Source organism: Epibacterium sp. HA2-3 (assembly GCF_055693725.2).
This window is the reverse complement of record NZ_CM172490.1, coordinates 611,018-631,159: the sequence shown is the minus strand read 5'-3', so window position 1 is coordinate 631,159 and position 20,142 is coordinate 611,018. Positions and strand designations below refer to the sequence as shown.

The window sequence follows — 20,142 nt, the reverse complement described above, 5'->3', positions numbered from 1 at the left end:
CGGTATAATCCAGCCATGCCCGACGCCCCGCCCATCGACCTGTCCGCGATCCCTGAGAGCCAGCGCGCCGCCGTTCTGGCGGTGCTGCAGGAAAACGGCGCCCTGAAGGAAGCCAACCGGCGGCTCGAGCATCTCGTGGCCGAGTTGAACCATGTCGTGCATGGCAAACGGTCCGAGAAGCTGAGTGATGACGACCGGCAGCTTGCCTTCGAAGACCTGGAAACCGCCGTCGCCGAGGTCGAGACCCGCAGGGAGCAGGCCGCCCCCTCCACCCAGACCCCGCGCGCGACACGGCAGCGCAATCTCGGCCATCTGCCCGCGGACCTGCCGCGCATCGAGCGTGTCATCGAACCGGCGAGCCTTGAGTGTCCTTGCGGCTGCGGCCGCATGCACCAGATCGGCGAGGATCGGACCGAACGTCTGGACATCGTGCCTGCGCAGCTTCGTGTGCTGGTCGACATCCGGCCGAAGTATGCCTGCCGCATTTGCTCGGACGGGGTCACCCAGGCGCCCGCCGCGCCGCGGCTGATCGAGGGCGGTCTGCCGACCGAGGGCGCCATCGCTCATGTGCTGGTCTCGAAGTTCGCGGACCACCTGCCGTTCTACCGCCAAGGCCAGATCCTGGCGCGCTCCGGCATCCAAGTCGACCGCAGCACCCTGGCGGACTGGGCAGGCACCGCCGCCTTCCACCTCGGCCCCGTGGTCGACCGGCTGGCGGAACACATCAAGTCCTCCGGAAAGCTGTTCATGGATGAGACCACGGCTCCGGTCCTCGACCCCGGACGCGGCCGAACCAAGACCGGCTACCTCTGGGCCCTGGCCCGCGATGATCGCGGATGGGGCGGAGAAGACCCGCCCGGTGTCGTCTTCACCTACCAGCCCAGCCGCGCCGGCGCCCACGCGGAACAGATCCTTCAGGGCTTCGACGGTATCCTGCAGCTCGACGGCTACACCGGTTATGACCGGCTGACGCGCCCGTCCCGCAAGGGCGGCGCGCCGATCACGGTGGCCCACTGCTGGGCGCATGCGCGGCGCAAGCTGAAGGAGGTCTTCGACCGCGACGGCTCGGAAATCGCCGCCGAGGGCCTGCGCCGGATCGCTGAGCTCTACCGCATCGAGGCCGAGATCCGGGGCATGGGCCCGGGCCAACGTCTGTCGGCCCGTCAGGCCCGCAGCGCGCCCCTCGTGGCCGAGTTCGGTGATTGGCTGCAGGCACAGCGTCTGCGTATCTCGGCCAAGTCGCGCCTCGGCGAGAAGCTGACCTACATCCACCGCCAGTGGGGCGGCCTGCAGACCTTCCTCCACGACGGCCGCGTCGAGATGGACTCCAACGCCGTCGAAAACCTGATCCGCCCGATCGCCCTGACAAGAAAGAACGCACTCTTCGCCGGCCACGACGAGGGCGGCCGCACCTGGGCCCGCATCGCCTCCCTGATAGCCACCGCGAAGATCAACGGCGTCGCGCCCTTTGCCTATTTGAAGGCGACCCTGGAAGCCATCGCCGCCGGTCACCCGGCCAGCAGGATCGACGAGCTGCTACCTTGGAACTTCACCCCGTAAAGCTGAACAGGCGTGGGGTGGCGACAGCGCTTACAGACAATACGTCAAGCACACAATTCGAGACCCTGCTGGCAGAGGCTTTGGACGTTCTTGAATTTGGCAATCGCAACCAAGACATCTCTGACAGAGGCATGTTGCAGTATTTGAGCTTCATCGACCTGCAGGGAGGAAACGACGAATTCCATCTCGCGCGCCCCAAAACTGACGGGACACGCACAATTGACGGCGGCGCGGGTCAGGACACGCTCCATCTTGATGACTTCGGCGTGCCCGACTCGTTTGTCGTGAACTTAAAGACAGGCCAGATCATCACCGACTCAACTTCGGTGAATATCACTGGCTTTGAGATCATTGACGGCAACCCCTTCGTCGATCGCTATATTGGTTCCAACAGCGGTGATCACATCAGAGCAGCTGGTCGCGCCGATCAGATCAACGGGTTCGGGGGGCGCGACACCCTCTCTGGAGGATGGGGGGATGACAGGATCACGGGTGGCCGAGGCAAAGACAGACTTCATGGCGACGAAGGCAACGACTTTCTGCGCGGGGACGCGGGCGCAGATCTTCTTGTTGGTGGCGCAGGGCGGGATCGCCTCGTCGGCCGCGCCGGGCAGGACACGCTCATCGCAGATGACGGGCGGGACCGCCTCATCGGCGGAGCGGGTTCGGACCTCTTCGTGTTCAATCTCAGCGGCTCTGGAAGCAAGATCCGCGACTTTGACATCTCTGAGGGAGATCACATCCGACTCGACACAGACGGGAGTTACGCCTTTGACACCGATAGTCTGAAACTGACGCGCTCTGGCTTTCGGATAAACACAATCGACTCAGACTCGAATGTCGAGACGCTTCGGGTCGTGCTGAATGATGACGCGAGACATGACCTCAGCCTCGACGCGCTGTGGGACGTCCTGACATTTGGCTGAATGACCTCTCCCCGTCCGCAAAACACGGCTTCACCATCGCTCCTGCCGCTTTCGCGTTCGGACCATGATCTGGTCCGAGATATTGCCGTCGCGCCCGAACAAGTGGTCTATTGTGGCACAATCGCCATGGCCTTCGCCTCTGATGAGGCTGGCGTGGATTTCTATGCCATCCAGCAGGCAGGACGATGTGTCGGCTTTTTCAAGATCGACGTGAAATACCCCCGAACCTACAATTTCGCGCGCCAGGGCGATCTCGGTCTCAGGGCCTTTATGATCGATCATCGCGTGCAAGGCAGTGGCATCGGCAGCGGAGCCTTGCGCGCGCTGCCATCACTGTTGCGCCGAACCTACCCAAAGGCTCAGGCGCTGGTCTTGACGGTGAACATGCGCAACCACGCAGCGCTGCGCACCTACCTGAACTGCGGCTTCAAGGACACCGGCGACATCCAAGACGGCGGGATCGCTGGGCCGCAACATGTGATGCGCTTGCCGCTCTTTGACTGAGGCTCACTTGAGCTGACTGTCTTTGCTGCCGCGACGATTGATGCCGCCGCGCTGACGCTGCACACCGTCGCGCTCCTCTTGGCAGTCGATACAGAGTTTCACACCGGGGATGGCCAAGCGCCGTGCCTCGGGGATTTCCTCTTCGCAATCAGCACAATGGGTCAGGCTTTCACCCGCTGGCGCACGGCGTGCATTCATACGTGCCAGTTCGTCCGAGATCGAAGCCTCGATCTGTTCGCTTACCGCGCCGTCTTTTGCCCATCCCCCAGCCATGTATAGCTCCTGTCACACTCAGCTCGAAGGAAGATGCTACGCCCGCCATGGGCAGGGTTGCAAGGGCGCGCGCTTGCGACCCCATGCCGTCAAGGCGCATAGCCTGATCCAACTGCCCCCCTGCGATCAACCTTCAGAGCGTGGTGGCGGTCGCAAAAATCTGATCCAGCGCGCGTTGCGTCCCGCGCGAGAACTCTAGCGGGCAGGCATAGGGCGCGCCATCGCGCACACTCTTGCCGAAGGCCTCAACCTGCAGCTTATAGTGGTCGGCAATGGGGAAGCGTTCCTCGATGACGCGTCCTGATCCCGCCGCATGAGAGGCCTGGTGCAACTCCAGCCGCGCCTCCCCAAAGACCCGCGGATTAAAGGGCGCCGTGAGGCGCAACACGCCTTTGTCGCCGTGAAACAGCATCTCCTGAAAGGGCTGCAAACGGGTGCTGACATAGGCCGTATAAAGAAAGCTCGGGAACCGCGCCTGCACATTTGAGAGCACATCCACCCCGTTTTCCCATTCAATCTGCGCACTGATGTCCTGCGGCTCCTCACCGGTGACAAAGCGTGCCGATCCCAAGACATAGACTCCAATGTCGCGCAGGGCGCCGCCCCCTGTTTCCGGACGATTGCGGATGTTGTCGACGTCACTGCGATTGTCAAAAGAGAACTTCCCCGAGACATGCTTCACCTGCCCCAGCGCACCGGTATGCACAAGTTCGCGCGCGCGCTGCCATTGCGGGTGGTGCACGATCATATAGGCTTCGGCTGCAAGAACACCCGCCGCATCCCGCGCCGCAATCAACTGGTCGAACTCCTCCTCGCGTAGCGTCGCGGGTTTTTCGACCAGCACATGTTTGCCCGCCTGCATCGCCTTCAGCGCCCACTCCACATGGAGATGGTTTGGAAGCGGGATGTAAACCGCATCGATCAACGGGTCGGCGAGCAACGCCTCGTAGCTTTCATGCACTGCTATTCCGGGTGCAAAGGATTGAAATAGCGCAGCTTTGTCCGCGCTTGAGGTGGCCAGAGCGGCAAGCTCAGCACCGTTTGCAGCGTGAATGGCTGGCCCCATATGCTCGCGCGCGAATTTCGCGGCTCCCAGAATGCCCCAACGAATAGGTTGTGTCATGTGCCAATCTCCCCTGACCTCGGCGCGAATGTTTGCGCTCACACTAGCCAGAGAATGTCACCACCGCAAACATCTCGATGCCGTGGCGCGAGGCGCGAGACAAGAGGGTTGCGTTTGTGCTGTCGCACCGTAGCCTGCCTACAAACCAAATTTCAGGATCTCCTCCATGTCAGCCTTTGCAAAATGGATCAAACGCCTCGTGGGTCTCGCCATATGTGCGATTATGGCGTTTTTTATCTTCGCTCCGGCGGCTCTCGACCGCCAGCGCAACCCCGTTGCAGAGCATGCCCCCTATCCGATCAGCGACGCAGCACGTGACCTGCACCAAAGCCTCATCATCGGCGATCTGCACGCAGACCCGCTGCTGTGGAAACGTGACCTGACGAAGCGCAACGCGCGCGGCCATGTGGACATCCCCCGGCTGATCGAAGGCAATGTCACCTTGCAGGTCTTCACCGCTGTGACCAAATCCCCCGCCGGGCAGAACTATGACCATAATGATGCGGATGCGCGGGACAACATCACGCTGCTTGCGATCGGTCAGCTTTGGCCCCTTCCCACCTGGACGTCGCTCTATGAACGCGCCCTGCATCAAGCCAAGAAGTTGCACCGGTTCCAGGAACGCTCCGAAGGGCGGCTGCGTATCATTCGTACTGAGGCCGATCTCGACATTCTGCTGGAGCGCAAACGCGCAGGTCACGAAGTCGTCGGTGGGCTTTTGGGCATCGAGGGCGCACACCCGCTGGAGGGCGACATCAGTAAACTGCAAGGCCTAGAGGAGGCCGGATACCGCCTGATCGCGCTGCAGCATTTCTTTGACAATGCGCTTGGGGGTTCGTTGCATGGCGCAGGCGATCTGGGTCTCTCGGCGTTTGGGCGCGACGTGGTTTCGGAGTCGGTTGATCGCGGCTTGATCCTGGATCTTGCACATTCCAGCCCGCAGGTGGTGCGGGATGTCATTGCGATGACCGATGTCCCGTTGGTTCTGTCGCACACCGGCATCCACAAGGCCTGCCCCGTAAAGCGAAACCTACCGGACGCCCTGATGCGCGACATCGCCGCTACGGGCGGGGTGATCGGAATTGGCTACTGGGCAGATGCCGTGTGTGATGCCTCCCCCAGTGGGATCGCCCGTGCCATTCACAGCGCCATCGAGGTGGTTGGAGAAAACCACGTTGCCCTTGGTTCAGACTTTGACGGCTCTGTTGCGACGACTTTCGACAGCTCCGAACTTGCTGCGCTAACCCAGGCCATGCTCGATGAAGGGCTGAGCGAGACCCAAATCCGCAAAGTCGCCGGGGAGAACATGTTGCGCGTCCTGCGCGCACGCCTCGACTGAGTGCAAAGCATGTCTTTGGCAGAGCGCCTTGGCACTGGCGCAACCAGAAACCCGACAACAATAGTCAACTATTTGATTTGGTTGAGTTTTTTATTGACCTCATCAAAAGCAGCGGCTATCTAAATATCAACTGCAGCACGCCAGACGATCCGGCAGCAAGCAGCCCGCCATCCAGCAAGGCACCCATGGGATTTCCCCTCGGTCCCCAGCCAGATCGCTAGCCACGCCAGCCTCCAGATCATCCAGCCAGCCAAACGCAGTCCGCTCTGCTAGCCATGCTTTTGCGCCAGCCATGCAGCCGCCCCCCCCCTGGCGCCGCCCCAACTATCTGCCAGCAGGCTCGACACTGGAGCCTCGACAAAGGTTTGCACCGCGCCTTCATCAATGGTCCGCACAAACAAAAAAGGGGCCGCCGAGATGGGCGACCCCTTCGAATGTCCGCGCCGAGGGAGATTGGCGCATCAATGGACATCTCTGAGACAGAAGATCAGAGCTTCGACTGCAGCATCCCCTTGCCAGCCGCGAGCTCACGCATTTTCTTCTGTAGCTTTTCAAAGGCGCGCACTTCGATTTGGCGAATGCGCTCCCGGCTCACATCATATTGGACACTCAGCTCTTCAAGTGTCTTGGCCTGCTCGGCCAGACGACGCTGGCTCAAAATGTCTTTCTCGCGATCGTTGAGGACGCTCATGGCCTCGGCGAGAAGCTCCCGGCGCGCTTGCAGCTCGTCACGGGCCTCGTAATCTCCCGCCTGATCGGCGTCCTCATCCTCGAGCCAATCCTGCCACTGCATGGTGCTGTCACCGTCGCTGCCCACCATGGCATTGAGCGACGCATCGCCGCCCGACATACGTCGGTTCATGGAGATCACCTCATCCTCGGTCACGCCAAGATCTGTGGCGATCTTCTTCACCACTTCGGGCCGCAGATCTCCATCCTCAAGTGCACCAATCCGGGCCTTGGCTTTGCGCAGATTGAAAAACAGCTTCTTCTGCGCAGATGTGGTCCCAAGCTTCACCAGCGACCAGGACCGCAGGATATACTCCTGAATGGAGGCGCGGATCCACCACATCGCATAGGTTGCCAGACGGAAGCCTTTTTCCGGATCGAACCGCTTTACCGCCTGCATCAGACCAACATTAGCTTCAGAAATGACTTCTGCCTGAGGCAACCCGTAACCCCGGTATCCCATGGCAATTTTTGCTGCCAGTCGCAGATGCGATGTTACCATCTTGTGCGCGGCTTCGGTGTCCTGCTCTTCGACCCATCGCTTGGCCAGCATGTATTCCTCTTCCGGCTCCAGAAGCGGGAACTTGCGAATTTCCTGCAGATACCGATTGAGTCCGCCTTCGGGAGACGGGGCGGGAAGGTTTGCATAATTTGCCATCGGAACTGTCCCTTTCGAATACAGAAGGACCTCAATCTCAGCCCATGTGCGTGTCGTGAGCGCAGTTTTCAAGCGCGCCTTGCCCAGTGTTATACAAACACTCTGGCCTGTCCTCTGTGAATTGCGTCACAAAAGATCATGAAAAACCAAAAAAACTCAGTAACCGATTGAAATATATGAATAAGCATATCCCTGTTTGTCGAAACCAACCTGCATTCACAGATCGTCACGGCTGCGCGAGCATCGATTTCCGGCCGGAGACGCATCAAAACAACAGGGCTTCGTCATCTTCTTTGCAAACACCCCGCGGCGAGGGGCAACGCCCAGCCCTACCCCGGCGAGCGTTCAACTCGCATCATATCCCAAGACTTCAATCGCCCCATGGAGCGCTTTGACAAACAAGCTCTCGAGGGGGCTCGGGTCCGCATCCTGCCGCTGCATTAATCCAACCGGACCTTTGGTAAGCGAGGTATCAAAAGGCAGGCGTATCAACCGCCCGTCCGAGAGTTCATTGCGCACAACCCCATGAGAGATCATCCAGATCGCGTTGGTGTCGCGGGCATGCACCCGGGCAAATGCGCCTGAAACGGTCTCGATCCGATTGGGCGGCTCCGAAAGGCCATGGCTGATCAACCAGCGCTCCACCTGCGGTCGGATTGCTGCGCTCACTGGCGGGAAAATCACAGGCCAACGCGACAGATCGTCAAGCTCTGGCGCCGCGAGGCACGGGTGGCCGGGGCGCACGACGCAGACGACTTCTTCGGTATAAAGCTGCGTGAAAGACACGCCCTGCATACTGGCCGGATCTCCAAGCCGCCCGATGACCATGCTGACCGCGCCCCCGCGCAGAAGGTCAATCAGTGCCCCATGCGGCCCATCCGAGAGATGCAAAACAGCACCCGGCGCAAGGCGCTGAAATCCCTCGGCCACCCTCGGCAGCAGCCCCGCCGCAACGCTGGGAAGGGCCCCGATCGTCACTGTCTGCTGCAGCGCCCCGCCACGGGTGCGCTCGAGGCTTTCGAGCCCATGATCCAACGCGGCAAGGCTCATCCGGGCAAAATGCGCAAAGACTTCGCCAGCCTCCGTCAGCTCGACACCAGCCCGACTGCGCAACAACAAGGTGCTGCCCAGAATGTCTTCGAGTTCCTTAAGCGTGCGGGAGATGGCGGGCTGCGTGAGATAGAGCCGCTCTGCTGCACCCTTCAGGCTGCCACAGGACACCACCTCAAGCAGGCACTGCATATGTCGGATTTTGACCTGACGCGCGTGCTGATAGTTTACCATATTGGTATTCATACCTGCCAATAACTCATTTTTGAATAATGAAATTGCATGGTAGCCTTTGCTCCATTGGAGGAGACGATCATGCGCACACAGGTTGTAATTGTTGGTGGCGGCCCATCAGGAATGCTGCTGGGACAGCTTTTGCACCTCAATGGCATCGACACCATCGTCCTGGAACGACGGACCAAGGAGCATGTGCTCAGCCGCATTCGCGCCGGCATCCTCGAGCAGGGCTTGGTTGAGCTGATGCATAGTGCGGGCGTCGGTGCGCGGCTCGAGCGCGAGAGCTTTCGCCATCACGGGACCTTGATTTCACACAATGACGAGATGTTCGGCATCAATTTTGAGCGCCTGATTGGTAAATCGGTGACGCTGTATGGCCAAACCGAGGTGACCCGCGATCTCTACGAAGCACGCGAAAGCGTTGGCGCGACCACGTTTTTTGACGTCGAAGATGCCACAATCCACGATGCCGACACCGAGAGCCCCTATGTCACCTTTCAAACGGACGGCAAAGAGACCCGCATCGATTGCGATTTTATCGCGGGCTGCGACGGGTTTCATGGTGTCAGCCGGCGCACGATCCCGGCCTCGGTCCGCACGGAGTACGAAAAAGTCTATCCCTTTGGCTGGCTCGGCATCCTGTCCGAAACCCCGCCCGTCAATGAGGAGTTGATCTACGCCAATTCAGAGGACGGGTTTGCGCTGTGTTCGATGCGCAACGCCAATCTCAGCCGTTATTACGTTCAATGCTCTCTGGGCGATGACGTGGGCGATTGGACAGATACCCGGTTCTGGGACACCCTGCGCCGCCGCCTGCCGAGCGAGGTCGCAGAGGCCCTGGTCACAGGCCCTTCGATCGAGAAGTCCATCGCACCGCTACGCTCGTTTGTGAGCGAGCCAATGCGCTGGGGGCGGTTGTTCCTGTGCGGCGACGCGGCCCATATCGTGCCGCCAACCGGGGCGAAGGGTCTGAATACCGCCGCCTCGGACGTGCATTACCTCTACACGGGATTGATCCAGTATTATCAGGACAAAGACAACGAAGGGATTGATCGCTACTCCGAAAAAGCCCTCGCCCGTGTTTGGAAGGCTGAGCGGTTCAGCTGGTGGATGACGTCCTTGCTGCATCGGTTCCCCGACCAAGGCCCGTTTGACGTAAAGATGCAGGCGGCAGAACTGGCGTTCCTGCGCGACAACGAGGACGCGCAACGCGTGCTTGCCACCAACTATGTCGGGCTGCCTTACTGATGCGGCTGGCACGCCTGCAAAACGCCATGCTGCATTGGCGAGAGGACGGCAGCCCGGATGGCCCGGCAGTGATCTTTGCCAACTCGCTTGGGACCGATCTGCGGCTATGGGATGCCGTGATCGCGCGCTTACCACAAAACCTGCGCCTGATCCGCTACGACAAGCGGGGGCACGGCCTGAGCTCCTGTCCTGAGGGGCCTTATTCCATCGACGATCTGGCAGAGGATGCGCTCGAACTCCTGGATTACGCAGGCGTTTCGAGTTGCGTCTTTGTCGGGCTGTCGATTGGCGGCATGATTGGTCAGACCCTCGCAGCCCGCGCTCCGGATCGGATCTCGGCGTTGGTTCTGTCCAACACTGCTGCCAAGATGGGTGAGACGCAGATGTGGCTGGACCGCATCCAGGCCATCGAGACGGGCGGGATTGCCTCGCTCTCGGATGCGGTCATGGCGCGCTGGTTTGCCCCCGCATTCCTCGAGACGGACGCCCATATTCCCTGGCGGCACATGCTGGAGCGCACCCCTGAAGCAGGCTACATCGCCAGTTGTCATGCGATCGCAAACGCCGACCTGCACGCGCAGACAAAGACGCTGCTCCAGCCAACCCTCGGCATCGCTGGCCGTTACGATGGGGCGAGCCCACCTGCCCTCGTTGAAGCAACCATCGACCTTATCGAGAACGCGCGTTTCAATGTGATCGAGGACAGCGGCCATCTGCCCTGTGTCGAAGCCCCGGGCGCTTATGCAGGCATGCTGACGGATTTCATAAAGGAGCTGGGCCATGTCTGATTGCCCTTCGAATGACCGCTACGGCGCCGGAATGGCGGTCCGTCGCAAGATTTTGGGCGACGCCCATGTGGACCGTGCCGAAGCTGCCAAAACCGCATTTGACGAGCCATTTCAAACACTGATCACTGAAGCCGCCTGGGGCAACGTCTGGGCCAGCGATGGAGTTTCGGACCGTGAACGCTCCATGCTGACACTGGCGCTACTGGCGGCGCTTGGGAACTTTGACGAGATCCCGATGCATATCCGCGCCACGGCCCGAACAGGCGCCAGCAAGACCGACGTGCTTGAGGCATTTCAGCATGTCGCGGTCTATGCAGGGGTGCCACGCGCAAATCATGCGCTGAAGCTGGCCAAGGAAACCTATGCCGAAATGGACCGGGAGGCCCAACAGTCATGAGCAACGGATATGTAAATCGCGACCGACGCTGGCACCCCCCCAGCATCACGCCCGATTATAAAACCTCCGTCGCGCGCGGGCCGCGCCATGCGCCCTTGTCCTTTCCCACCACTTTTGTCGAGGAAACCGGGCCTGTCTTTGGCCACGAGATCCTGGGCCCGCGCGACAACGACCTGATCCTCAATTTTGCCAAGGACGGCGGCATGGCGATCGGCCCGCGTATCATTGTGCACGGGCAGCTGCGCGATGAATTTGGCCGTGGCGTTCCCGGCGCGCTGATCGAGGTCTGGCAGGCCAATGCAGGCGGTCGCTACCGCCACAAGAAGGAAAGCTATCTTGCGCCGCTCGATCCCAATTTTGGTGGCTGCGGGCGCTGCATCACGGACGCAGAGGGGTTTTACGAGTTCCGCACCATCATGCCAGGCCCCTACCCCTGGCCCAATACCATGAACGACTGGCGCCCCGCGCATATCCATTTCTCGATCTTTGGCGCGAGCTTTGCCCAGCGTCTCATCACCCAGATGTATTTCGAGGGAGATCCGCTCATTTGGCGCTGCCCCATCGTGGATACGATCCCCACGCGCGAAGCGATTGAAAGCCTCGTGGCGCCCCTTGATATGGCGCGCACCGTGCCGATGGACGCGCGTGCCTATAAATTCGACATCACCCTGCGCGGTCGCCGCCAGACCCTGTTTGAAAATCGCATGGAGGGGCTTTGATCATGGTACAACCTCTGACGCACCTCAAGGAATCCCCGTCTCAGACGGCTGGCCCCTATGTCCATATTGGCTGTACACCGAATTTTGCTGACATCGCCGGGGTCTATCCCGAGGACCTCGGTCAAAAGATGATCCTCGGCGATGTCAAAGGTCAGCGCATCCGCATCACCGGCCATGTCATCGATGGCACCGGCACGCCCCTGCGCGACGCGCTTGTCGAGATCTGGCAGCCGGATGCGGCAGGTCTGTTCAATGCCCCAAGCGAGACACGCGGCGCGGCAGATCCGAATTTCACCGGTTTTGGGCGCTGCCCGTCTGACATGACCACCGGCGCCTTCGCCTTTGACACAGTAAAGCCCGGCGCGGTGCCCTTTGTGGACGGGCGCATGCAGGCCCCGCATGTGACCTTCTGGATCGTCGCGCGCGGCATCAACCTCGGCCTGCACACGCGGATGTATTTCCCCGACGAAGCAGACGCAAACGTCGCCGACCCGATCCTCACGCGCATCGAACATCAGACCCGTGTCAAAACCCTCATTGCCGAGGCACAGGGCGACGGGCAGTATAACTTTGACATCCGCCTCCAGGGGCACAACGAAACCGTCTTTTTCGACATCTGAGGCCCGATCATGAGCACCCCCTGCATCCTCTGCGTCGCCATCACCGGGTCCTTGCCGACCAAGGACAACAATCCAGCGGTGCCGATCACCATCTCCGAGCAGATCGAGAGCACCCATGAAGCCTTTGAGGCCGGCGCAACGATCTGCCACGCGCATGTCAGGAATGACGATCAAACGCCCTCTTCGGACCCGGAGAAATTCGAACGTCTCAAGGAAGGGCTGGAAAAACACTGCCCCGGCATGATCATCCAGTTCTCCACGGGGGGGCGGTCGGGTGCAGGCAAGGCGCGTGGGGGCATGTTGCCGCTTGCGCCCGACATGGCTTCGCTCTCGGTTGGGTCGAATAATTTCCCGACCCGCGTCTATGAGAATCCACCTGACCTCGTGGACTGGCTGGCGGGCGAGATGCGCACGCATCAGGTAACACCCGAAGTGGAGGCCTTTGACCTCAGCCATATCCTGAATGCGATTGCGCTACACAAGAGCGGTGCGCTTTACGGCAAACTCTATGTGCAGTTTGTTATGGGCGTGAAAAACGCCATGCCCGCCGACAAGGAGGTCTTCGACTTCTATGTTGATCTGGTCAAACGCCGCGCGCCCGATGCAAACTGGTGTGCCGCAGGGATTGGCGCAAACCAATTGGTCGTCAACGAATGGGCCATCGCCGCCGGGGGCCATACGCGCGCCGGGCTTGAAGACAACGTGCGCCTCGACCGCAATACGCTGGCCCCTTCTAACGCGGCACTGATCCGGCGCGCTGCCGAACTCTGCGAAAAATATGAGCGCCCCGTCGCCACCTGGCAACAGGCCAGAGAGATCCTTGACGTGCCATTGCGGGCCTGATCTGCTGTTCTGACTCCGCTTCGAAGGACCGTGCCACCTGTGAATCCGCTGACCTCATCGAACCCCTATTTTGCAGGCCTTTTTGCCGATCCAGAGATCACGGCATTGTTTGAAGGGGCGGCCACGGCAGACGCGTTCTTGGCGTATGAGATGGCCCTGACCCATGCCGCCGCCGAGGTTGGGCAGATCGACACCGGTCTGGCGCAGCGTGCGCTGGCGGCCATGTTAGATTTCACCCCCGATGTTGCGGGGCTTCAGAGTGATCTCTCAGCCGACGGCATGGCGGTGCCCGGATATGTGCGTCAACTCAAGGCCCATGTCGGCGCCGAATGTGCCGCCGCCGTGCATCCTGGGGCTACCAGTCAGGACTTGATAGACACTGCACAGGCCTTGGCTCTTCGCGCCGCAAACGAAATTTATATCTCGCGCCTCACCACGCTGATCGAAGCGCTGCGCAATCTGGAAGAGACCCATGGCGACAATCGCCTGATGGGGCGCACCCGGATGCAGGCGGCGCTGCCGATCTCCGCCGGACATCGGATCTCAAGCTGGATCTCACCGCTCGTGCGTCATACCTCCCGGCTGGAGATACTGCGCCCCGAGGTAGAAGCCCTGCAATTTGGTGGCCCGGTTGGCGACGGGCAGCGCAGCCAGCCCCATGCCGCCGCCATGGCCGACCACATGGGAAAGGCACTGGGGCTCCGCGCGCCTGAACGCTGCTGGCACACGGAACGCGACTCATTGGTCACATATGCCGGATGGCTTTCTGCGCTGACCGGCAGTCTGGGCAAATTCGGCCAAGACGTGTGTTTGATGGTGCAACAGGGTGTGGATGCGCTCGCGCAGGCCGGAGGCGGCAGCAGTTCTGCCATGGCGCACAAGCAAAACCCGGTTATCGCAGAGATGCTGGTGACGCTCTCACGCTACAACGCCGGACAGGTTGCCCTGATGCATCAGGCCTCCGTGCATGAACAGGAGCGCTCGGGCGCCATGTGGACGCTTGAGTGGATGGTTCTGCCGGCAATGATGACCTGCACCGGAGCCGCACTCCGCCTCGCAACCCGGCAGGTGCAGGCAATCACGCGCATCGGCGAGCCTCCCACCGCGCGTTGACCTTCGCGCGGTTCGTCTTCATTTCTCGCACAGAGCCGATCTTCACGCTCGAAAACCAGCACCCCAGTCTTGCCCACAAGGCGCGGCGCTTCTAGGTGACGCTGCCCGCGTAGTGCTCAGAATGTGTTCCACGCACCTCTGCTCTTGGCCTGCCCCTGCCGTACCCAATTCACTCAACATATGGCTGCGGCACTGCTGTTTACACAGGCAGGCATCTGGGAGAGACCTAAATCTGAGGTTGCAATTCCTATGAATATTCCCCTTATGGCTGCACGTTCGTTAAGAGTGCCCCTGCAACCGTTCTTTAAGTGCCGGGGATGTTACCCGGGGGCATAGGGAGATCCTCTCCCTATGCCCCCAACCCATTGAATATAAAACGATATGACAAGCCTTCCCAGCCACATGTAGCCGCAACGCACAAAGGGGCACCCGCAGGCGCCCCTTCTTTGGTGATGCATCATCCCTGTCAGACGACGGCTATGTTTATATCAGGCTGCCGCTTTGATCGGCTTTTCCTGTTTTGCGGGCCTGCCCTCGACCAGAACCTTGTGCAAAGCACTGATCACAGGTTTCAGATCTTCGCGTTCCACGATGAACTGAACGTCCACGTTGCGAGGCCCCTGAGAGGCGCCAAGACTTGCGAGACCCACGTCCGCAATGGCCTGCAAGCCACGGGTGAGAACCGACAACCCCTTGAGATCGCGCCCAATTGCGGACGCCATCGACAGGAGCCGCGCGGAAATATCCGCGTTGGGGTAGATCTTTGCCAGATCTTTCTCCACCCGTTTCAAAACCGTCAAGGAAGTGTCGAGATAATGGGTGATGGTATTCGCATTCGAGGTCTTGGAGACGATGCGCACATCGTGGCGTGTCAGCACCTCAAGAATGGCAGCATCATAGCCTTTCACCCCGACCATATCCTGCTCAAAGAGCTCAAGCGCGATGATGTCGAGACCCGTAATCATCTCCACTGCAGGCTGATCGGCCGGCTTGTCGTCGATGAGCGTGCCTGGATCTTCGGGTTCAAACGCATTGGTAACCCGCAGCGGCACATCGGCCTGACGTAGAGTCTTGGCCGCCTTGGGGTGGATGGCCTCCATGCCCATGTTCGACATCTGATCTGCAACATCATAGTTGGTGTGGCCGAGCTTCTGCGCCACGCCCTCACCCACCAGCTTCGGATCGGCCGAGGAGAGGTGGAATTCCTTGTGGATGATCGCCTCGCTGGCCCCGGTCAGGGCTGCCAGACAGGAAAACGTCACCTCGGAATAACCGCGATCAAACTCGCGCATCAGGCCTTCGGCGCATTGTGCATAGCCTGTGACAATCGGCATTTCCGTTGCCGGATCGACGTCATTTAGAGCGCTCGAGATGCGTTCCTCTAGCGTCACGTCACCTTCGTCGCGCCAGCCCGAGAGGTCCACAAAACGTGCATTCACGCCCGCGCGCTGCAACAAAAGTGCGGTCACATAGGCGGAATGCGCCTCGCCCAGCCCCGACAGCAGCTCCCGGATTTGCAGCATGTGCTCTGCCAGGCGGAAGTGCCCGTAGCTGCACAGGCGCTGAAGATCGATCAGACAGTTGCGCGCGCCTTCGATGCGCTCGGAGACAAAGGCGTCAGCCTGCGCCACATCGCCCGCGTTCTCCAGAACCGCCTCATGAGCCTTGCGCATCTCGTCGCCCACGCGACTCAGCGCCTCGTGCCAGCCATGATCGGATTCGGCGTCCGCGAACCGGGCATAGACGCCCGGCTCACCTGTTTTCTTGTGTTCAAGCAGCAGGTTGGTGATGCCACCAAACGCCGAGACCACAAACACACGGCCATAGAGATCATCCGGTTTGCGACCCCCGGTAAAGAGCGTGCCGACCAGCTCGTTCACGCGGGACATGGATGTCCCGCCAATTTTTTCAACAGTATGTGTCATACGTCACCTGTTTCTCGAGCCTGAATCAGGCCAGCTCCTCCGCCGGAGCATAGGAGCCATCTTCGCGATGGACCTCTGTGCCGGTCACTGGCGGGTTGAAACAGCACGCCATATGCAGCTCTTCTTCTGCCCGCAGGATGTGTTTGTCGTGCAGGTTCAGCGCATACATGACACCAGGCTTGATCTCATGTGTCTCGCCGGTGGCGATATCCGTGATCGAGCCCTTACCTTTCATGCAATAAACGCTCTCGAAGTGGTGTTTGTAGTGGAACTGATGTTCAGAACCCGCTTCCAGCACAGTGATGTGGAAGGAAAAGCCCATACCATCATCAGCGAGCAACATGCGGGTGGATGTCCAGCGCGCATCAGAGACGGAGCGGTCAGTGTTTTTCAGTTCGTTGAAATCGCGTACGATCATTAGTCTTGGTCTCCGGTCTTCAGATTATTGCGCGGCAATTTTGGTTTTTGCAGCCACTTCGCGGGCCGCAGTGCTCAGGATGGCGAAGCCTTCGCAAAGCAGCTGCTCGGATGTGGTGAGCGGTGCGAGGATCTTGACCACCTCATCGTTGGGGCCAGAGGTCTCGACCACGAGACCCAGCTCGTAGGCACGGGCACAGATGTCCCCGGCCAGCTCGCCAGAGCCCACGTCGACACCTTGCATGAGGCCACGACCCTTGAGGTAGGCTCCTGGAATGTGGCTTGCCACTTCCTGCAGCGCGCTCGTCACCAGCTCCGACTTGCGGGCAAGCTCAGTCTGGAACGCATCATCGGCCCAGAATTTCTCGATCGCGACACGGGCGGTCACAAAGGCATGGGTGTTGCCACGGAAGGTCCCGTTGTGCTCGGCAGGGCCAAAGACGTCATGCTGCGGACGCACCAGAACCATCGCCATCGGCAGGCCAAAACCCGAGACCGATTTCGCCATGGTCACGACATCAGGCTGAACGCCCATGTCTTCAAAAGAGAAGAACGTGCCTGTGCGACCACACCCGGACTGAATGTCGTCGATGATCAACAGCGCGCCGTGTTTATGGGCAATCTCTTGAACTTTCTTCACAAAACCAGCCGAAGCGGCGTTCAGGCCGCCTTCGCCCTGCACCGGTTCCAGCATGATTGCAGCAGGCGCGTCGATCCCGCCCGACGGATCAGACAGCATCTTGTCCAGAAGCGCTGCACTGTCGACACCATCGACATAGGCATCATACGGCATGCGGGTCACACCCGCCTTGTCCATGCCTGCCCCACCGCGGTGATAGCCGTTACCAGTCGCGGCCAGCGCCCCCATGGTCACGCCATGAAACCCGTTGGTGAAGGAAATCACATTGGTCCGGCCGGTCACCTTGCGGGCGATCTTCATCGCTGCCTCAACAGCGTTCGCGCCCGTCGGGCCGGTAAACATGACCTTATGATCCATGCCACGGGGCGCCAGGATCAAATCGGTGAAGCTGTGCAGGAAGGCTTCCTTGGCTTCGGTATGAAAGTCGAGGCCATGGGTGATGCCGTCCTTCAGGATATGCGCCACCAGCGCATCCTTCATGTCGGGGTCATTATGGCCGTAGTTGAGCGAGGAGCAGCCCGCCAGAAAGTCGATGTAGCGGGTGCCGTCTTCGGTAAACAGCTCGGAGCCGCGTGCGGTGTCAAACGACGCTGTGAAGGAGCGGCAGTAGGAGCGCGCGTTACTTTCGCGGCGCGTATAGATAGACGTGTCGGTTGCCATGTCTTTGGGCATGGGTAAATCCTTTTCGGATAAGGTAAATTCTGGATGAGGGGAGGAGTTTAGGCCGCGCGCTTGAGGATCTTTGCCTCATTGTCGAGCGTAATGGTCACCATGTGCTCGGTGTCATGCGCGCCGTCGAAATGGGCCTCTCTCTCAAAATGCGGCGCATCGCTGAGCTCGCCGCCGATGTCGCGGGCGAAGCTGCGGAAGAGGCCCCAAGAAGCCGCATTGTCTTTGGTGATCGTTGTTTTCAGCACGGAGGCATCCCGGATGTCGTCACGCGCGATCAGCGCCTTCAACATCTTCTTGCCCAATCCCATGCCGCGCGCGGCTTCACCAACCGCGACCTGCCAGACGAAGAATGCATCCTCGCCCGGGATCATGTGGCCGGAAATCCAGCCGACGATGTCGCCATCAAGCTCCGCCACCACGCAGGTGTCGCGGAAGTGATCCGCTTGGATCAAATTGGCATACATGGAGTTTCGATCGAGCGGCTCGCAGGCCCTGACCAGCTCCCAGATATCGGCCCCGTCCGTCGCATTTGGCTTGCGCAGGCGGGGCTGGCAAGTTCGGGGGCTATCAGTCTCAGTCTGCAGGATGTCTTTGGGCATCGCTCACCGTCTCCATTTTCGTTCGCCTCCCTAAATATAGTAGAGATGTAAAAACTTCAAGAACCTCAGCAATATTATTCCCCACACATTTAATATGTTGTTTTTATTTACTTATATTTCTTCGCACAACGAATGATACACTTTGCGACTTGCTTCAACTTGAAGAAATATCACTCGAATACTTCGTGTATTGAAGGATTTTGTCATCCGTGACACCTTAGAGCGCTATGAGTGACCACCCACGAAACCGAACCGATGAAAGCCTGATCGCGCTCAGACGTATTCTGCGCGCGACCGAGCTTTACTCGCGCAATCTTGCGCAGGCCTCCGGCCTGACCCCCGCACAGCTGCGTGTGTTGCAATTGCTTGCGACCAACGGTGGCAGCGCCACACCAAAAGAGCTCGCGCAGACCATGGGCGTGGCGCAGGCAACGGTGACAGCGCTGGTGGACAAGATCGTTTCGCGTGGGATGGCGACACGGATGCGCTCCGAAGCGGATCGCCGGCAAACCAATGTGGTACTGGAGCCGTCCGGACGCGAGGCGGTCAAGGCGGCACCGGACGCCCTTCAACAGCGCTATGTGCGCGCCTTCGAGAAGCTGAGAGACTGGGAACAGGCGCAGCTTCTGGCCTCTCTGGAGCGCGTGGCCGCAATGCTTGATGCAGACGATATGGACGCAGCGCCCGTTCTCACGACGGGCGACATCAAGAGCGCGGATCGCCCGAGCTGACGCGAGACGTGATCAGCGCGCGCCACTCAGACGCAGATCGAGCCCCGCGAAATATCTAAGCCAGACGCGCGGATCGCTGCAAGTTGCGGCGCGCTCTTTTGCGCGCTCGGCGCGCTGGGTGGCCGCCTCAGGGTCTTCCACCACAGCACGCAAGGCACGCGTCATATCCGTGACCTCTTGTGGCGCGACCATGAGCGCCGTCTCGGCATCAACATAGTCAGCCACCCCAAGGGAATCGGTCACGACCAGCGGGATACCCAGTCTCTGCGCGCCCACCATCGTCACATGCCCATTGGGCGTGTGGTTGGATTTGAGCGCAATCGCCATCCCGCAAGACTGCTGCGCGATGGCCCAGGTCACCGGTGCAGGCAGATTGGTGAACACGCTCACATTGTCGGGGAACTCGATACCCGCAATGCTGGCGGGACGCGCCACGATCGCAAGCCTGAGTTCCGGCGCTTGCGCCATCGCCTCTGCAAGAACGCGGTAGTCGCGCCCTTCCCCGCCGATGGCGCTGAGATACGGGCGATCAAATGGGTGCTCCATACCTTCCGCCACCTCGGGGGGCTCCATCGCCCATGGCAGATAAGTGAACCGCTCCGACGGTAGATCAAAGAGCTCCGCATAAAGGCCGATCTCATAACGCGAAAAAACCGTGAACTCTTCGATGTCCCTCAGCACACGCCGCGAGAGCGCAAGACGGCGCCCGGTCGGCACCTGCGTGTAATTAAATGCAAAAGCGACATGCGGACGGGTGACACGAAGCCCGCGCGCCATCGCCGCCGTGGCCACCGTGACATTCGGCAGATGGGACACGAGAACCGCATCCGCTCTGCGGCGCGCCGCGCGCACCGCCTCAAGACAGGCGCGGTACCGCGCCAAGGCAGGGCGCGTGATCGCACGCTCCAAGGCGTTGCGCGCGAGACCATGGTGCATCTCCCAGCCCATCCGCGCCTCGGTGTCATATGGCTCCAGAAAACGCCAACTCCGGTCGGTGAGGTCGGAAATATTGATGTAGTGCATAGCCCATC

The 20,142-nt window shown here is 60.3% G+C and carries 21 protein-coding genes; 12 read left to right on the top strand and 9 right to left on the bottom strand.

The window, feature by feature from the left end:
- The first annotated feature begins 15 nt into the window (after nucleotides 1-15).
- Genes tnpC through ACZ1HH_RS02965 form a run of 3 tightly spaced genes read left to right on the top strand, consistent with a single transcriptional unit; the run spans nucleotide 16 to nucleotide 2,990 of the window.
- A complete protein-coding gene (gene tnpC / locus ACZ1HH_RS02975; RefSeq protein ID WP_168610441.1) occupies nucleotides 16-1,560 on the top strand; it encodes an IS66 family transposase in 1,545 nt (514 codons plus the stop codon).
- Nucleotides 1,542-2,486: a calcium-binding protein gene (locus ACZ1HH_RS02970; RefSeq protein WP_487320370.1), complete on the top strand. Its 945-nt coding sequence runs from the start codon at nucleotides 1,542-1,544 to the stop codon at nucleotides 2,484-2,486. The genes tnpC and ACZ1HH_RS02970 overlap by 19 nt, the downstream gene beginning before the upstream one ends.
- Nucleotides 2,487-2,990 (top strand): GNAT family N-acetyltransferase, encoded by a 504-nt coding sequence (locus tag ACZ1HH_RS02965; protein WP_472637274.1) that lies wholly within the window; start codon nucleotides 2,487-2,489, stop codon nucleotides 2,988-2,990.
- Nucleotides 2,991-2,993: 3 nt separating this feature from the next.
- Here the strand turns inward: ACZ1HH_RS02965 and ACZ1HH_RS02960 are convergent, their stop codons facing one another.
- Both ACZ1HH_RS02960 and ACZ1HH_RS02955 read right to left on the bottom strand, forming a co-directional pair.
- Complete coding sequence (locus ACZ1HH_RS02960) at nucleotides 2,994-3,263, bottom strand: DksA/TraR family C4-type zinc finger protein (RefSeq protein WP_011537913.1); 270 nt, start codon at nucleotides 3,261-3,263, stop codon at nucleotides 2,994-2,996.
- Between the two features lie 133 nt (nucleotides 3,264-3,396).
- Nucleotides 3,397-4,386 carry a Gfo/Idh/MocA family protein gene (locus ACZ1HH_RS02955; protein ID WP_472637273.1) on the bottom strand — a complete coding sequence of 330 codons (990 nt, stop codon included), beginning with the start codon at nucleotides 4,384-4,386 and terminating at the stop codon, nucleotides 3,397-3,399.
- 166 nt (nucleotides 4,387-4,552) lie between these two features.
- Between ACZ1HH_RS02955 and ACZ1HH_RS02950 the strand changes: the two genes are divergently transcribed.
- A complete protein-coding gene (locus ACZ1HH_RS02950; protein WP_472637272.1) occupies nucleotides 4,553-5,725 on the top strand; it encodes a dipeptidase in 1,173 nt (390 codons plus the stop codon).
- A gap of 487 nt (nucleotides 5,726-6,212) precedes the next feature.
- Here ACZ1HH_RS02950 and rpoH read toward each other — a convergent pair whose 3' ends face one another.
- Both rpoH and pcaQ read right to left on the bottom strand, forming a co-directional pair.
- Nucleotides 6,213-7,112 carry an RNA polymerase sigma factor RpoH gene (gene rpoH / locus ACZ1HH_RS02945; RefSeq protein ID WP_472637271.1) on the bottom strand — a complete coding sequence of 300 codons (900 nt, stop codon included), beginning with the start codon at nucleotides 7,110-7,112 and terminating at the stop codon, nucleotides 6,213-6,215.
- 345 nt (nucleotides 7,113-7,457) lie between these two features.
- Nucleotides 7,458-8,396, bottom strand: a complete 939-nt coding sequence (gene pcaQ, locus ACZ1HH_RS02940; protein ID WP_472637345.1) for a pca operon transcription factor PcaQ — start codon at nucleotides 8,394-8,396, stop codon at nucleotides 7,458-7,460.
- A gap of 81 nt (nucleotides 8,397-8,477) precedes the next feature.
- Between pcaQ and pobA the strand changes: the two genes are divergently transcribed.
- Genes pobA through ACZ1HH_RS02905 form a run of 7 tightly spaced genes read left to right on the top strand, consistent with a single transcriptional unit; the run spans nucleotide 8,478 to nucleotide 14,127 of the window.
- Complete coding sequence (gene pobA, locus ACZ1HH_RS02935; protein ID WP_416367992.1) at nucleotides 8,478-9,647, top strand: 4-hydroxybenzoate 3-monooxygenase; 1,170 nt, start codon at nucleotides 8,478-8,480, stop codon at nucleotides 9,645-9,647.
- Complete coding sequence (gene pcaD / locus ACZ1HH_RS02930) at nucleotides 9,647-10,435, top strand: 3-oxoadipate enol-lactonase (RefSeq protein ID WP_472637270.1); 789 nt, start codon at nucleotides 9,647-9,649, stop codon at nucleotides 10,433-10,435. Before pobA ends, pcaD begins: the two co-directional genes overlap by 1 nt.
- Nucleotides 10,428-10,832, top strand: coding sequence for a 4-carboxymuconolactone decarboxylase (gene pcaC, locus ACZ1HH_RS02925; RefSeq protein ID WP_416367990.1), 405 nt, complete (start codon nucleotides 10,428-10,430; stop codon nucleotides 10,830-10,832). The genes pcaD and pcaC overlap by 8 nt, the downstream gene beginning before the upstream one ends.
- Nucleotides 10,829-11,551: a protocatechuate 3,4-dioxygenase subunit beta gene (gene pcaH, locus ACZ1HH_RS02920; protein WP_487320369.1), complete on the top strand. Its 723-nt coding sequence runs from the start codon at nucleotides 10,829-10,831 to the stop codon at nucleotides 11,549-11,551. Before pcaC ends, pcaH begins: the two co-directional genes overlap by 4 nt.
- A gap of 2 nt (nucleotides 11,552-11,553) precedes the next feature.
- Nucleotides 11,554-12,171: a protocatechuate 3,4-dioxygenase subunit alpha gene (pcaG, locus tag ACZ1HH_RS02915; RefSeq protein WP_472637269.1), complete on the top strand. Its 618-nt coding sequence runs from the start codon at nucleotides 11,554-11,556 to the stop codon at nucleotides 12,169-12,171.
- 9 nt (nucleotides 12,172-12,180) lie between these two features.
- Nucleotides 12,181-13,014 (top strand): 3-oxoadipate:acetyl-CoA acetyltransferase, encoded by an 834-nt coding sequence (locus ACZ1HH_RS02910; protein WP_011537903.1) that lies wholly within the window; start codon nucleotides 12,181-12,183, stop codon nucleotides 13,012-13,014.
- Nucleotides 13,015-13,053: 39 nt separating this feature from the next.
- Nucleotides 13,054-14,127, top strand: a complete 1,074-nt coding sequence (locus tag ACZ1HH_RS02905; protein ID WP_472637267.1) for a 3-carboxy-cis,cis-muconate cycloisomerase — start codon at nucleotides 13,054-13,056, stop codon at nucleotides 14,125-14,127.
- Between the two features lie 488 nt (nucleotides 14,128-14,615).
- Here ACZ1HH_RS02905 and ACZ1HH_RS02900 read toward each other — a convergent pair whose 3' ends face one another.
- The 4 genes from ACZ1HH_RS02900 to ectA are packed head-to-tail and all read right to left on the bottom strand — an operon-like array spanning nucleotide 14,616 to nucleotide 18,380.
- Nucleotides 14,616-16,052: an aspartate kinase gene (locus tag ACZ1HH_RS02900; protein WP_011537901.1), complete on the bottom strand. Its 1,437-nt coding sequence runs from the start codon at nucleotides 16,050-16,052 to the stop codon at nucleotides 14,616-14,618.
- A 25-nt stretch (nucleotides 16,053-16,077) separates the two neighbouring features.
- On the bottom strand, nucleotides 16,078-16,470 hold the full coding sequence (locus ACZ1HH_RS02895) for an ectoine synthase (RefSeq protein ID WP_005620964.1): 393 nt from the start codon (nucleotides 16,468-16,470) through the stop codon (nucleotides 16,078-16,080).
- Between the two features lie 24 nt (nucleotides 16,471-16,494).
- Nucleotides 16,495-17,781, bottom strand: a complete 1,287-nt coding sequence (gene ectB, locus ACZ1HH_RS02890) for a diaminobutyrate--2-oxoglutarate transaminase (protein ID WP_011537900.1) — start codon at nucleotides 17,779-17,781, stop codon at nucleotides 16,495-16,497.
- 47 nt (nucleotides 17,782-17,828) lie between these two features.
- On the bottom strand, nucleotides 17,829-18,380 hold the full coding sequence (gene ectA / locus ACZ1HH_RS02885) for a diaminobutyrate acetyltransferase (protein WP_416367986.1): 552 nt from the start codon (nucleotides 18,378-18,380) through the stop codon (nucleotides 17,829-17,831).
- 227 nt (nucleotides 18,381-18,607) lie between these two features.
- On the opposite strand from ectA, the gene ACZ1HH_RS02880 reads away from it, so the two are divergent.
- The gene (locus ACZ1HH_RS02880) at nucleotides 18,608-19,111 is read left to right on the top strand and encodes a MarR family winged helix-turn-helix transcriptional regulator (protein WP_011537898.1); all 504 of its coding nucleotides are present in this window, start codon (nucleotides 18,608-18,610) and stop codon (nucleotides 19,109-19,111) included.
- 12 nt (nucleotides 19,112-19,123) lie between these two features.
- Here ACZ1HH_RS02880 and ACZ1HH_RS02875 read toward each other — a convergent pair whose 3' ends face one another.
- Nucleotides 19,124-20,134 carry a glycosyltransferase family protein gene (locus tag ACZ1HH_RS02875; RefSeq protein ID WP_472637266.1) on the bottom strand — a complete coding sequence of 337 codons (1,011 nt, stop codon included), beginning with the start codon at nucleotides 20,132-20,134 and terminating at the stop codon, nucleotides 19,124-19,126.
- Between the last annotated feature and the right edge of the window lie 8 nt (nucleotides 20,135-20,142).

Coding starts and splice junctions, on each gene's coding strand:
- tnpC (WP_168610441.1), top strand. CDS start 16: ATGCCCGACGCCCCGCCCATCGACCTGTCCGCGATCCCTGAGAGCCAG.
- ACZ1HH_RS02965 (WP_472637274.1), top strand. CDS start 2,487: ATGACCTCTCCCCGTCCGCAAAACACGGCTTCACCATCGCTCCTGCCG.
- ACZ1HH_RS02960 (WP_011537913.1), bottom strand. CDS start 3,263: ATGGCTGGGGGATGGGCAAAAGACGGCGCGGTAAGCGAACAGATCGAG.
- ACZ1HH_RS02955 (WP_472637273.1), bottom strand. CDS start 4,386: ATGACACAACCTATTCGTTGGGGCATTCTGGGAGCCGCGAAATTCGCG.
- ACZ1HH_RS02950 (WP_472637272.1), top strand. CDS start 4,553: ATGTCAGCCTTTGCAAAATGGATCAAACGCCTCGTGGGTCTCGCCATA.
- rpoH (WP_472637271.1), bottom strand. CDS start 7,112: ATGGCAAATTATGCAAACCTTCCCGCCCCGTCTCCCGAAGGCGGACTC.
- pcaQ (WP_472637345.1), bottom strand. CDS start 8,396: ATGGTAAACTATCAGCACGCGCGTCAGGTCAAAATCCGACATATGCAG.
- pobA (WP_416367992.1), top strand. CDS start 8,478: ATGCGCACACAGGTTGTAATTGTTGGTGGCGGCCCATCAGGAATGCTG.
- pcaD (WP_472637270.1), top strand. CDS start 9,647: ATGCGGCTGGCACGCCTGCAAAACGCCATGCTGCATTGGCGAGAGGAC.
- pcaC (WP_416367990.1), top strand. CDS start 10,428: ATGTCTGATTGCCCTTCGAATGACCGCTACGGCGCCGGAATGGCGGTC.
- pcaH (WP_487320369.1), top strand. CDS start 10,829: ATGAGCAACGGATATGTAAATCGCGACCGACGCTGGCACCCCCCCAGC.
- pcaG (WP_472637269.1), top strand. CDS start 11,554: ATGGTACAACCTCTGACGCACCTCAAGGAATCCCCGTCTCAGACGGCT.
- ACZ1HH_RS02910 (WP_011537903.1), top strand. CDS start 12,181: ATGAGCACCCCCTGCATCCTCTGCGTCGCCATCACCGGGTCCTTGCCG.
- ACZ1HH_RS02900 (WP_011537901.1), bottom strand. CDS start 16,052: ATGACACATACTGTTGAAAAAATTGGCGGGACATCCATGTCCCGCGTG.
- ACZ1HH_RS02895 (WP_005620964.1), bottom strand. CDS start 16,470: ATGATCGTACGCGATTTCAACGAACTGAAAAACACTGACCGCTCCGTC.
- ectB (WP_011537900.1), bottom strand. CDS start 17,781: ATGCCCAAAGACATGGCAACCGACACGTCTATCTATACGCGCCGCGAA.
- ectA (WP_416367986.1), bottom strand. CDS start 18,380: ATGCCCAAAGACATCCTGCAGACTGAGACTGATAGCCCCCGAACTTGC.
- ACZ1HH_RS02880 (WP_011537898.1), top strand. CDS start 18,608: ATGAGTGACCACCCACGAAACCGAACCGATGAAAGCCTGATCGCGCTC.
- ACZ1HH_RS02875 (WP_472637266.1), bottom strand. CDS start 20,134: ATGCACTACATCAATATTTCCGACCTCACCGACCGGAGTTGGCGTTTT.